The 12,311-nt window shown below is 60.7% G+C and carries 13 protein-coding genes and 1 tRNA gene; 1 reads left to right on the top strand and 13 read right to left on the bottom strand.

Going from position 1 to position 12,311, the window contains the following annotated elements:
• Positions 1-319 precede the first annotated feature (319 nt).
• The 11 genes from AB3K92_RS24265 to AB3K92_RS24215 all read right to left on the bottom strand — a co-directional run bounded on the left by AB3K92_RS24265 (position 320) and on the right by AB3K92_RS24215 (position 9,512).
• Complete coding sequence (locus AB3K92_RS24265; RefSeq protein WP_369465973.1) at positions 320-1,366, bottom strand: hypothetical protein; 1,047 nt, start codon at positions 1,364-1,366, stop codon at positions 320-322.
• Entirely contained in the window at positions 1,366-1,584 is a 219-nt protein-coding gene (locus AB3K92_RS24260) for a hypothetical protein (RefSeq protein ID WP_038772165.1), read from the bottom strand. Before AB3K92_RS24260 ends, AB3K92_RS24265 begins: the two co-directional genes overlap by 1 nt.
• A gap of 354 nt (positions 1,585-1,938) precedes the next feature.
• Positions 1,939-3,186, bottom strand: coding sequence for an abortive infection family protein (locus tag AB3K92_RS24255; RefSeq protein WP_369465971.1), 1,248 nt, complete (start codon positions 3,184-3,186; stop codon positions 1,939-1,941).
• Between the two features lie 46 nt (positions 3,187-3,232).
• Complete coding sequence (locus AB3K92_RS24250; RefSeq protein WP_059557094.1) at positions 3,233-4,273, bottom strand: site-specific integrase; 1,041 nt, start codon at positions 4,271-4,273, stop codon at positions 3,233-3,235.
• A 97-nt stretch (positions 4,274-4,370) separates the two neighbouring features.
• Positions 4,371-4,446: transfer RNA gene (locus tag AB3K92_RS24245), tRNA-Thr, on the bottom strand.
• Between the two features lie 18 nt (positions 4,447-4,464).
• Entirely contained in the window at positions 4,465-4,992 is a 528-nt protein-coding gene (locus AB3K92_RS24240; protein WP_027788532.1) for a ClpXP protease specificity-enhancing factor, read from the bottom strand.
• Between the two features lie 71 nt (positions 4,993-5,063).
• Positions 5,064-5,675 carry a glutathione S-transferase N-terminal domain-containing protein gene (locus tag AB3K92_RS24235; protein WP_006400565.1) on the bottom strand — a complete coding sequence of 204 codons (612 nt, stop codon included), beginning with the start codon at positions 5,673-5,675 and terminating at the stop codon, positions 5,064-5,066.
• Positions 5,676-5,767: 92 nt separating this feature from the next.
• The gene (locus tag AB3K92_RS24230) at positions 5,768-6,526 is read right to left on the bottom strand and encodes a cytochrome c1 (RefSeq protein WP_021161843.1); all 759 of its coding nucleotides are present in this window, start codon (positions 6,524-6,526) and stop codon (positions 5,768-5,770) included.
• Between the two features lie 21 nt (positions 6,527-6,547).
• Entirely contained in the window at positions 6,548-7,930 is a 1,383-nt protein-coding gene (locus AB3K92_RS24225; RefSeq protein ID WP_091924937.1) for a cytochrome bc complex cytochrome b subunit, read from the bottom strand.
• On the bottom strand, positions 7,927-8,547 hold the full coding sequence (gene petA / locus AB3K92_RS24220; protein ID WP_011350741.1) for a ubiquinol-cytochrome c reductase iron-sulfur subunit: 621 nt from the start codon (positions 8,545-8,547) through the stop codon (positions 7,927-7,929). Before petA ends, AB3K92_RS24225 begins: the two co-directional genes overlap by 4 nt.
• Before the next feature lie 218 nt (positions 8,548-8,765).
• A complete protein-coding gene (locus tag AB3K92_RS24215; protein WP_048026516.1) occupies positions 8,766-9,512 on the bottom strand; it encodes a Nif3-like dinuclear metal center hexameric protein in 747 nt (248 codons plus the stop codon).
• A gap of 21 nt (positions 9,513-9,533) precedes the next feature.
• Between AB3K92_RS24215 and AB3K92_RS24210 the strand changes: the two genes are divergently transcribed.
• Entirely contained in the window at positions 9,534-10,739 is a 1,206-nt protein-coding gene (locus AB3K92_RS24210; protein ID WP_021161847.1) for a Do family serine endopeptidase, read from the top strand.
• 204 nt (positions 10,740-10,943) lie between these two features.
• On the opposite strand, the gene tatC is transcribed toward AB3K92_RS24210, so the two are convergent.
• Together tatC and tatB are read right to left on the bottom strand one after the other, a co-directional pair.
• Entirely contained in the window at positions 10,944-11,732 is a 789-nt protein-coding gene (gene tatC, locus AB3K92_RS24205; RefSeq protein WP_021161848.1) for a twin-arginine translocase subunit TatC, read from the bottom strand.
• Between the two features lie 41 nt (positions 11,733-11,773).
• Complete coding sequence (gene tatB, locus AB3K92_RS24200; RefSeq protein WP_059491978.1) at positions 11,774-12,304, bottom strand: Sec-independent protein translocase protein TatB; 531 nt, start codon at positions 12,302-12,304, stop codon at positions 11,774-11,776.
• Positions 12,305-12,311 lie beyond the last annotated feature (7 nt).

Below are 12,311 nucleotides of genomic sequence, written 5' to 3'. Positions count from 1 at the left end.
AGGATGTCCGTTGAGCACCGAAGGTGCGAATAAGGAAAGTGAAGTAGAAACGCCGGCTTGCCGGTGGGACTACTTCACACATCCTGCCCTGAGATAGCCTCTGCAGATTGCCGGTAAAAACGTGCATCAATGCCTGTTTTTCACGTTGAGAATTCTGCAATCGACCGTGTTTTTCGCTGGAATGGACCTGCAAAACATCCCGACTTTCCTGTTGAACCAGAGATTTCGTGCCCATCATCCGGAAGTTGTCCCCTTGCGTGATGGTCGAACGCCAAGATCCAAGAGAGCCTTCGTGTGAGCCCCAGGTACGCCGATAAAACTAGTCACTGCTTGGAGTCGCATTTTTTAGGATCTCTTTTGCTATTGCCTGCCGCATCATCGTCGTGTGATCGCGCGAGTCCATTGGCACCGTTGAAGGAGCACAATTTCCCGACCCCGTCTGCGCCCGCGTGGATTGGGCGGTTGGCACGAATTCGCCGGCGCTGGCCTTACGTGCAAGACCAGCCAAATAGCTCAGGGGGTTGCTTTGCACTTTCCCGGCGTGCAACTTCGCCGCCAGTTCATCAAGCAAGTCCTGCGCGTCGGCAGTTCCGAACGGTGCCAAACACTTCACCGCAAAGGCACGCTCCTCAGGTGTCAACGAAGCCGGGAACCTGAGTGCGGTAGTAGTGTTAGAGATATAGTTAACGTTAAAGGTAGTGTTAACGTGCGCCCTATCCATACGGTGTTGATAGGGTATCGATACCGTGTCCTTTGGGGAGCAGCCGCCGGCAGCAGTTCCTACGGTTGCTTGAAATCCTGCCTCCATTGCCGATCCACGCGACGTGCTTTCGGCAAGGTATGACGCGGGTACCGATACGGTATCGCTAGGGTATGGGCGCGACGTCGATCCACTATTCAGCAAGCCGCTCTCGACGAGCTGATTCTCGACAGACGCGCGAAGATCGCCGTGCTTCTTACTGCCATGCGCAGGAAGGCGCGCAAGGAAATCTGCGACAAACGATTCGCGCCACTGCGGCGGAATGTCGGCAATTTGTTCCATTGTTCGTTGCCGCAGGGTCCCCCCGACCGACATGCTGGCCGAATTGTGATCCCACCATATTCGCACCCAAACGAAATTCGAATCCGGAGCGAACTCGACGAGTTCGTCATCACGCAAACGCTGGAGAACGGGGATCATTTGCGACTCGGTGTCCCATCCCATCTCGGATGCGGCTATTCTCGGAACTATTTGGTAGACACCGATGATGTTGCTGAACGGCCCCGTAAGGAGATACGTCAGCAGCGCTCGGTCCTCTTGCGTCCGGCCTGCCATCTTCGGTGAGCGCCAAAATGCGACGTCATTAATCGTGCGCTGGCGTCCCATCACGATGCCTCGTCGAGGAACTTCGCCAGCTCCGAGGCTCTGAACATCACGCGCCGACCGAGACGGATCTTTGCGGGCTTGAGCTTCGTAGCCAGTTCGCAGTCGCGGTTCAGCGTGACCCGCAGGCCCGTTACGCTACGGTTGAGCAGTGCCGCACAATCAGACAATGTAAGTAGGACTCCATATCGACTGACCAACATCTCTTCTGTCTTCGTCATCAAGCTTCTCCACCCAGGCTGATGGACATCAGGGCTCGTGAGTCGGGGTAGCGAACTATCCAAATTCGAAGGCATACCACCAGCACTACGACCCGAAACGCACGTTAATTAATAGAGCTTCTGCATAAACGCACGTTAATTCTTTCAAACAAATAGAAAATTTGCAAGCAATTGATTTCAAAGGAAAAAGTTTAGCTAAACCATTTTTCTAACATTTAGCTCAACATCCTTATGGCACAAAAAAAAGCGCGACTCACAGGTCGCGCTTCAGCATTCGATTAGATGAGCGGAGGAAGCTGAAATTTTAGCCGCTAAAATCCAGCACCCGCATCCACTAATGCGATTGGACTACGCCTATTGTTTCCCCGCCGTCGCTTCGCGATGCCGATACGTCTCCGCAACGAAGTCGATGAAAGCTACCGCAGACGCGACTGCCAACCTTGCGTGGCGTGGTTGTAGGCCCCGATATTGTCCATCGCGACCGTGTCCGGTTCCGTACAGCCCTCTCAACTGAGCCAGATGGTTGGTGAGCTGCGCAAGATTGCGGAGTATGTGCCGAATATTATCTGCGCCCTTTGCTTCGTCGCTAATCCCTTCAGGAACAAGTTGAAGTTCTTTTGAGAGCTTCTTCGTCAAATCCCCCAGGTCTTCGGACTTTGTGAATGCCACGCCTCTTTTCGTCAATATCGTCTTGCAACACGACTCGACAAGTTCCTTTGCCGTCCCGATCGCAAGCGCGGGATCGCGATCGACCGCGTTCTCCAATCGCTGAATCTCTTTGGCCATCCATCCAGCGTCCAGCGCGTCCGCAACTGTGCGCGCTCGCGACACTACACGTGAATCGTTGCCCGAAGCTTGGCGGTACGCGAAGCGCGGTCTACCAGCGACGAGTTCCTCTTCGTAAAGCTCCCATCCGCCTTGGCGCAGTTGATCGTTGAAGTGCGAAACGAGCTTGATCACTTCGTCGCGATCTGGCCTAACAATCGGATGCACAACTTCGCACAAAAACCGTAGGAAACTATCCGCAGAACCACCGACAAGGTTGAACCGATCGTCCGAATACACCCAGTCGAGATCCCAGTCATCATTGTTCACGCGGTGCTGCCAGATATCTCGCGCAGCATCCTTGAAGCGGCTATCGTGGGAAGGAAGCTGCTGCAAATCGTATAGCCGGCTCAGGAACTCAACATCATTGAGCTGCCCGTACCACGCTACGGTCTCGAGTCTCATCCCGTCGAGGATATTGACGCGCACCTGGCGCGGCACACTCGAGTCCGTCACACGCCAGTCCTTACGCCGGACTTTTGCCGGAACAATCCTTGCGGAATACCAGTCTTGAGTATCGTGCTCTAAAGCCGTTTTCAACCGCGCGGTAATTTGCTCTTCGAGTTGCGCTCGCTTGGCGTTCAGGCGCGCGAATTCCTGCGGCGGCACTTCGAGTTGTACCTCCCAGATTTCAGTCCCGCCATTCCAGTTGTCGTAGCCGGTCTGCTCCGCCCGAGCCGGATATTCGCGCACTATGTTAGCTGCGTCGTCCATTCCCTCCGCCTGGAGCAGCGTATAGACGGTCGCCAGTGTCTCTTCTAAGTTTTGCTCGTCCATGCATACCCTCAAATCAGGAAAGCTGCTACGAGATCAGCTTAGCGCTCTATGCGCCAACCCTATCCAGCTTACTTACCAAGTCTTCCGCTCGCAGATGTGTGTATCGCTTGAGCATCTGCATCGACCGATGCCCGCTTATCGCGGCAACTTCCTGATCGCTCAACCCCATTTCCACCAAGCGACTGACAGCCTCATGCCGCAAGTCGTGGAAATGGAGATCGTCAAGACCGAGATCGCGAACAATATCGGCCCAGAGTTTCTGAAACACGTATGGTTTGCGCTTCTTGTCTCGCCCAGGCTCCCCGAAGAACACGAGATCGGTGTCGAGCGGCCGAATCGGATTGTCCAGCGCCGAACGCAACGTTTCGGCTGCTACACGTGACAACGGAACCAAGCGAGCAGAGCCGTTCTTGGTGTCCTTGAGGGTAACAACTCGTCGGTTCAGATCGACCTGTGAGCGGCGTAGCCCGGTGATCTCTGACGATCGCATGCCTGTCTCGACAGCCAATCGCACGATCCACCCAAGCATCGGATTGCTATGGCCGTCGGCTGCGGCGAAAAGTCGTTGCTGCTCTTCTGGAGTCAAGCGCCGATCCCGGCCAGCACCGGGGCTAGGCTTTCGGATGTTGGCGACCGGATTAAACGTGAGGCCGATACCCCACTCCTGAATCGCAACCCGGAACAGATGCCCCAGCATTGCCAGTTCGATCCGCACGGTGTTGTTCGACTTGCCGGCCGCAAGCCGCTCATCGCGATACTTGGCTACAAGTTCGGCACTAACCGCCGCCATCGAGTACTTCCCGAAAAAAGTATCTAGGTGCTGGGAGGTAAAGCGCTCGCTGCGCTGGGTGGTCGGCTTCTTGGTCACGGACACCTCCTCCATGTACCGCTTCAGTGCGGCCGACACGGTGAGCTTTTCGGAGGGGGCGCGAGACAGGTAGACGCCTCGAACCATCTCATCTTCGGTCCGGCGCGCCCAGTCCTCGGCGTCACGTTTGGTGCGGAAAGTCTTGGCCGTAGTCGGCCAACCGATCTTGCGAATGACTGCCTTCCACGTGCCGGAAGGCGTCTTGACGATGGTTGCCATGTACCTGTTCTGAGAGCTGACTGTACCGAAAATGTACTTTTCAGCACCCAGAAAGCACAAGGGGTTACGTGAAATTCACGTAACCCCTTGATTCTATTGGTGCCGGCTGCAGGACTCGAACCCGCCACCTGATGATTACAAATCAACTGCTCTACCAGATGAGCTAAGCCGGCGTAGCGCGAGATTCTACCTCATTTCACGATCTTGAGGCGAGGTCTGTTGCCACCTTTCGAACCGTCGCCATCGCCGTCGGTTTTCGGCGGTTCGTCGGCGCCTTCGGAGGGTTCCTCGTTCGCGCCGCGGTCGGCAACCGGCGTCAACGCAGCAGGCGACTCGTCGCGCTGCGCGTCATCCGCCTGCGCGGCTTCTTCGTCGAACGCACCCGAATCCTCGCCTTCACCCGCGACCGCATCGACCTGGAACGCCATCCCCTGCCCGTTCTCGCGCGCATAGATTGCGAGCACGTTGGCAACCGGAATCTCGATCTTGTGCGCCTTCCCGGAGAACCGGGCCGTGAACTCGATCCACTCGTTGCCCATCTGCAACTGGCTCGTCGCCTCGAAGCTGATGTTGAGCACGATCTCGCCGTCACGCACGAACTGACGCGGCACGCGCGTCGAGTTGTCGACCCTCACCGCGATATGCGGTGTGTAACCGTTATCGGTGCACCACTCGTACAGCGCGCGCAGCAGATAAGGCTTCGTTGAAATCTCTTGCATCACAATCCTCGAACCCGGAGCGGGCGCGCGGCACGCCGCGCCGCCCTCCCCGTCTTGCCTTCATTGCATCATCAACGACGCATGACCTTTTCGGACGGCGTCAGTGCTTCGATATAGGCCGGACGGCTGAAGATCCGCTCGGCGTACTTCATCAGCGGCGCGGCGTTCTTCGACAGCTCGATGCCGTAGTGATCCAGACGCCACAGCAGCGGCGCGATCGCGACATCCAGCATCGAGAACTCTTCGCCGAGCATGTACTTGTTCTTCACGAAGATCGGCGCGAGCTGCGTCAGGCGATCGCGGATCGCGAGGCGTGCCTTCTCGTGATTCTTCTCCGCTGCCTTGCCCTTCTCGTTCTCGAGCGTGCTGACGTGGACGAACAGTTCCTTCTCGAAGTTGAGCAGGAACAGGCGTGCACGTGCGCGCTGCACGGGGTCGGCCGGCATCAGTTGCGGGTGCGGGAAGCGCTCGTCGATGTACTCGTTGATGATGTTCGATTCGTACAGGATCAGGTCGCGCTCGACCAGGATCGGCACCTGACCGTACGGGTTCATCACCGAAATGTCTTCCGGCTTGTTGAACAGGTCGACGTCACGGATTTCGAAGTCCATGCCCTTCTCGAACAGCACCAGCCGGCAACGCTGGGAGAACGGGCAAGTTGTGCCGGAATACAGAACCATCATGTTTGCGTTTCCTCAAAAAAGCCGAGGGCCGGCACGCGGCGAACCTCCTTCCGGGGTCCACCTTGCGCCGGCCCCACGCCGGTCAGGCGTGATTACTTGATATCTTTCCAGTACGCGGCATTGAGCCGCCAGGCCAGGAAAGTCAGGACACCGAGAAAGATCAGCACCCACACGCCGAGGCGTTTGCGGGTCTGCTGAGCCGGCTCGGACATCCAGGTCATGTACGCCACCAGGTCGGCAACCGCAGCATCATAATCCACCGCGGACAGTGTCCCCGGCGTGACCTGCTGGAAGCCGACGAGCGTATGGACCTTCTCGCCCGTCTCCTCGTCCGTCTTGTCTTCGAATTTGGCGGTGCGCTGCCCCTGCAGCTGCCACAGTACATGGGGCATGCCGACGTTCTCGAACACCGCGTTGTTCCAGCCGGTCGGCCGCGTATCGTCGCGGTAGAAGCTGCGCAGATACGTATACAGCCAGTCGCGGCCGCGCGCGCGCTCCTCGACCGACAGGTCGGGCGGCGAGGTGCCGAGCCAGTTCTTCGCGTCTTCAGGCCGCATCGCGACGGACATCGTGTTGCCGACCTTGTCGGTCGTGAACAGGAGATTCTTTTCGATCTCCTTCTGGGATATGCCCAGATCCGTCAGACGGTTGTAGCGCATCAGGTTCGCGCTGTGGCAGTTCAGGCAATAGTTTACAAACAATTGCGCGCCGTGCTGAAGCGAAACGAGATTTTCCGTGTTATCGGGCGCCCGGTCGAGCGGAAAATTACCTTCCGCCCGCACCGCCGGCGCCACCAGCAGCGCACACGCGGTCGCCCCGATCAGCGCGAGTGTCGAAAGCAGTTTCTTCATGTCGTTCTCTCCTCGCTCACGTTAATGGGGCTTGAAGCGCACCCGCTCCGGCGGCTGCTTGAACGTGCCAAGCGGCGTCCAGACGGGCATGCCGAGGAAGAACGCGAAGTAGATCAGCGCGCAACACTGCGCGATCAACGTGGCCGCCGGCGATGGTGGCCGCGTGCCGAGGAACGCGAGGGTCAGGAACGCCGCGACGAAGATCCCGAGGAACACCTTGTGGAACAGCGGCCGGTAGCGGATCGACTTCACCGGGCTGCGGTCGAGCCACGGCAGGAAGAACAGCGTGATCACCGCCGAACCCATCACGACGACGCCCCAGAACTTCGACTCCGTCAGGTACATGAAGACGACGATCGCCGCGGCCAGCACCGGCAACCCGGCCTTCCACTTGCCGCGCGCGCGGATCAGCGCGAGCACGCCGAGCAGCGCGATGACGATCATCAGGACGATCTTGAACGGGTCGGTGGTCGCGCGCAGCATCGCGTAGAACGCGGTGAAGTACCAGACCGGCGCGATCTCGGGCGGCGTCTGCAACGGGTTCGCCGGGACGAAGTTGTTCGCCTCGAGGAAGTAGCCGCCCATCTCGGGCGAGAAGAACACGATCAGTGCGAACACCATCAGGAACACGCACACGCCGAGGAAATCGTGCACCGAGTAGTACGGGTGGAACGGGATGCCGTCGAGCGGAACGCCGTTCTCGTCCTTCTTCGCCTTGATCTCGATGCCGTCCGGGTTGTTCGACCCCACTTCGTGCAGCGCGACGAGGTGCGCGATCACGAGGCCGACCAGCACGAGCGGAATCGCGATCACGTGGAACGCGAAGAAGCGGTTCAGCGTGACGTCCGACACGACGTAGTCGCCGCGAATCCACAGCGACAGGTCGGGGCCGACGAACGGGATCGCCGAGAACAGGTTCACGATCACCTGCGCGCCCCAGAACGACATCTGGCCCCACGGCAGCAGGTAACCGAAGAACGCCTCGGCCATCAGGCACAGGAAGATCGCGCAGCCGAAGATCCACACGAGCTCGCGCGGCTTGCGGTACGACCCGTAAAGCAGCCCGCGGAACATGTGCAGGTAGACGACCACGAAGAACATCGACGCGCCCGTGGAGTGCATGTAGCGGATCAGCCAGCCCCACGGCACCTCGCGCATGATGTACTCGACCGACGCAAACGCGAGCGTCGAGTCGGGCTTGTAGTTCATCGTCAGGAAGATGCCGGTGACGATCTGGTTGACGAGCACCAGCAGCGCGAGGGAGCCGAAGAAGTACCAGAAGTTGAAGTTCTTCGGCGCGTAGTACTCGGAAACGTGCTTTTTCCAGGTGGACGTGAGCGGGAAGCGCTGATCGATCCAGCCGGTGAGACCTGTCGTGGAGACTTCCTTGTTGTCGGCCATCACGCTTCTCCTTTCTCGTCCTTGCCGATCACGAGGGTCGTCGCCGACGTGAACATGTAGGGCGGGATGTCGAGATTCTGAGGCGCCGGCTTGTTCTTGAACACACGGCCGGCGAGGTCGTAGGTCGAACCGTGGCACGGGCAGAGGAAACCGCCCGGCCAGTCGTCCGGCAGGTTCGGCTGCGGACCCGGCGTGAAGCGCTGGCTTGGCGTGCAGCCGAGGTGCGTACACACGGCCATCACGACGAGAATGTTCTTGCGATCGGCCCGCGAGCGATATTCGTTCGCACAATACGCGGGCAACGGCATCGTATAGGGCTTTTCGGTGGTCGGATCGGCCACTTCCTTGTCGGCCTTGACCACGTCGGCAAGCATCGCGTCGGTGCGGTTCAGGATCCACACCGGCTTGCCGCGCCACGGCACGGTCACCATTTCACCAGGCTTCAGCCCGCTGATGTCGACCTCGACCGGTGCTCCGGCCGCTTTCGCTTTCGCGGACGGCGCAAGCGACGCCGCGAAAGGTATGACGGTGGCTACGCCTCCCACGCCACCTGCTACGGATGTCGCAATCAGCCAGGTACGGCGGCCGCTGTCGACGCGTTTCTCTTCCTTGTCTCGCATCACACGCCCCACTTCTGAGTTGGATTTTCCGTCACGACTTTCCATTCCGCCGCTAGTTTGCTCGAATGGAGTCGCCATTTACAAGGCCCGGAGATGAAAATCCCTTCGAAGTGTTTGATAGTTAAGGGTTTCCCCCCACTATCGGAGCGATTAAATCATTTCGCTATTAAGCATCCGCTACATTGAGAAATTTCGATGCGCTGCCGCAAATCCGGCACTCAGACCGGGTTATGAATATCGATAAAAAGGTGTTCGATACCGAATTCTTCGGACAAGTGGGTGCCGAGTGCCTGGATTCCGTAGCGTTCGGTCGCATGGTGCCCTGCCGCAACGAACGCGACGCCGCTCTCCGCGGCCGTGTGCGTCACGTGTTCGGACACCTCGCCGGTCAGGAACACGTCCGCGCCGGCATCGATCGCCGCGTCGAAATAACTCTGCGCGGCGCCCGTGCACCACGCGATGCGCCGCAGCTGCATGTCCGGATCGCCGAGCACGAGCGGCGTGCGGCCGAGCGTGCGCTCGACCTTCGCGACGAAGTGCTCGAGCGAGACGGGCATCGGCAGCGTGGCCATCCAGCCGAGCTCGCCTTCGCCGAAACGCTGCTCGCCGATCAGCCCGAGCCGCTCGCCGAGCTGCGCGTTGTTGCCGAATTCGGGATGCGCGTCGAGCGGCAGGTGGAACGCGAACAGGTTAAGGTCGTTCGCGAGCAGCAGCTTCAGGCGCTGATACTTGCGGCCCGTGATCTGCGGCGGCTCGTTGCGCCAGAAATAGCCGTGATGGACAAGCACGGCATCCGCACCCCATTCGAGCGCGGCTTCAAGAAACGCGACCGACGCCGTCACGCCGGTGGCGATCTTCTCGATCTTGCGACGCCCCTCGACCTGCAGGCCGTTCGGGCAATAGTCCTTGAAGCGCGCGGTTTCAAGGGTATTGTTCAAGTACAATTCAAGTTCGATCCGATCCATATAAACCTCTAATCCATTCAGATGCTTAGACGCTTCTGGCTGTTCTTCGCGCAGGCGGTTACCGTGCTGCTCGCGCTGATGTTCATCGTCGTGACGCTCAAGCCGCAATGGCTGCAACGGCAAGGACAGCTCGGCAAGCAGCTCGCCACGCCGATCGTCGCGTTGCGGGAAGTCGCGCCGGGCATCGGCGGCGCGCCGGCGACCACGTCGTACGCGGAAGCCGCGCAGAAGGCGATGCCGGCCGTCGTCAACGTCTTCTCCAGCAAGGACGGCTCGCTGCCCCCCGATCCGCGCGCGAAAGATCCGCTGTTCCGCTACTTCTTCGGCGACCGCAACGCCCGCAAGCAGCAGGACGAACCAGCCGCCAACCTCGGCTCGGGCGTTATCGTGAGCCCTGAAGGTTACATTCTAACGAACCAGCACGTCGTGGATGGCGCCGACCAGATCGAGGTCGCGCTCGCCGACGGGCGCACGGCCACCGCGAAGGTGATCGGCAGCGATCCCGAAACCGACCTCGCCGTGCTGAAGATCAACATGACGAACCTGCCGACGATCACGCTCGGCCGCTCCGACCAGTCGCGGGTCGGGGACGTCGTCCTCGCGATCGGCAACCCGTTCGGCGTCGGCCAGACCGTCACGATGGGGATCATCAGCGCACTGGGCCGCAACCACCTCGGCATCAACACGTTCGAGAACTTCATCCAGACCGACGCGCCGATCAACCCCGGCAACTCGGGCGGCGCACTGGTCGACGTGAACGGCAACCTGCTCGGCATCAACACCGCGATCTACTCGCGCTCGGGCGGCTCGCTCGGCATCGGTTTCGCGATTCCCGTGTCGACCGCGCGCACGGTGCTCGAAAGCATCATCACGACGGGCTCGGTCACGCGCGGCTGGATCGGCGTCGAGCCGCAGGACGTCACGCCGGAGATCGCCGAATCGTTCGGGCTTCAGCAGAAATCGGGCGCGATCGTCGCCGGCGTGCTGCAGGGCGGCCCGGCCGACAAGGCCGGCATCAAGCCGGGCGATATCCTGGTCTCGGTCAACGGCGAGGACATCACCGACACGACGAAGCTGTTGAACACGGTCGCGCAGATCAAGCCGGGCACGCCGACCAAGGTGCACGTCGTCCGCAAGGGCAAGGAGTTCGACATGAACGTCGTGATCGGCAAGCGCCCGCCGCCGCCGAAGCAGACGCTCGACGAGCAGGACAGCGATACCGAATGACGTCGGGCGGGCGGCACACAGCCGCGTGCCGAACTCCGCCGGAAACGAAAAAGGGCAGCCTCCTGGCTGCCCTTTTGCTTTGCATCGAAAGACCTTCGTTGCCGGAACGCCGGCCTTGCCGCACGCGCTCCGGCCGGCCATGCGACCCGGCCGCTCAGGCCTGGCCGGAAACCCGCCTGCCGTGCATCGCCCGGCGCGCCGCCATCAGCTGGCGGCTTCGCCGTTCCCCGCCTCGCCTTCCTCGGCTGGCTTCTTCGGCACGAAGAACCGCGCGGCCAGCAGCCCGATCTCGAACAGCACGATGAGCGGCAACGCGAGCATCAGTTGCGAGAATACGTCCGGCGGCGTAACGACCGCCGCGACGATGAACGCGCCGACGATCACGTACGGCCGCATCTCCTTGAGCTTCTTCAGCGACAGCACGCCCATCCGGACGAGCAGCACGACGACGATCGGCACCTCGAACGTGACCCCGAACGCGATGAACATCCCGAGCACGAAGCTCAGGTAGTTGTCGATGTCGGTGGTCATTTCCGCCCCGAGCGGCGCGTTGTAGTGCGCCATCACGCGGAAGATCGTCGGGAACACGAGGAAGTACGCGAATGCCATCCCGCACAGGAACAGGAAGTAGCTGCTGCCGACGAGCGGCGCGACGAGCTTTTTCTCGTGTTGGTACAGCCCCGGCGCGACGAACGCCCAGATCTGGTACAGCACGATCGGCAGCGCGATCACCAGTGCGACGAGCATCGTGACCTTCATCGGCACGAAGAACGAACCGGTGACGTCGGTGACGATCATCTTGCCGTCTTTCGGCAGGTTCTCCATTAGCGGCCGCGCAAGCAGCCGGAAGATGTCGGGCGCCCAGTAGACGAGCCCGAGGAACACGACGATCACGGCCGCCCCCGCGCGAATGATGCGATCGCGAAGCTCGACGAGATGGGAAATGAAAGTTTCTTCCGGGGCGTCGCCCGGGTTCTGCTGGGGGTCGCTCACACCGGCCCTCGGTAGGATTGACGAGCGAGCATGCGCTCGGCTCAGAAGAAGCGCGTCGGCCGGCGCAGGCTGGCCGGCTGGTGGCGCGCGACGCGCGCGGCGCCCGACTGCACGTGCGTGCGGCGGGTGGTCGCGCGCTTGTACCAGACAGGCGCAGCCGCCTGCTTGACACGCCAGTTGCGGCGCTTGGGCGCGAGCGCGGCCGTACTGCCGCGCCACGACGGCGCCGCGGGCGTGTCGGAATCATGGGACCCGGTGCTGCCCGACGCTTCGTCAAGGCCGCCAACCGCGGAATGCCACGTGTCGTTCAGTTCCTTTTCGTGCTCGCGCAGGTTGTCGTGAATCGTCGTCTCGACATTGCGCGCGGCCGATTCGAAATCGGTCTTCATCGTCCGCAGCGCGTCGAGTTCGATTTCGCGCGAGACCTCGGCCTTCACGTCGTTGATGTACCGCTGCGCGCGGCCGAACAATGCGCCTGCCGTACGCGCGACGCGCGGCAGGCGCTCGGGGCCGAGCACCACGAGCGCGACGACGCCGATCAGCGCCATCTTCGAAAGACCGAGATCCAGCATCGCGAAT

Origin of the sequence: Burkholderia sp. Bmkn7 (genome assembly GCF_041103175.1) — a bacterium.
In the GTDB taxonomy this organism is placed as follows: Bacteria; Pseudomonadota; Gammaproteobacteria; order Burkholderiales; family Burkholderiaceae; genus Burkholderia; species Burkholderia cepacia.
Note: the sequence above shows the minus strand (reverse complement) of the source record. Positions and strands in the feature narration are given on the sequence as shown.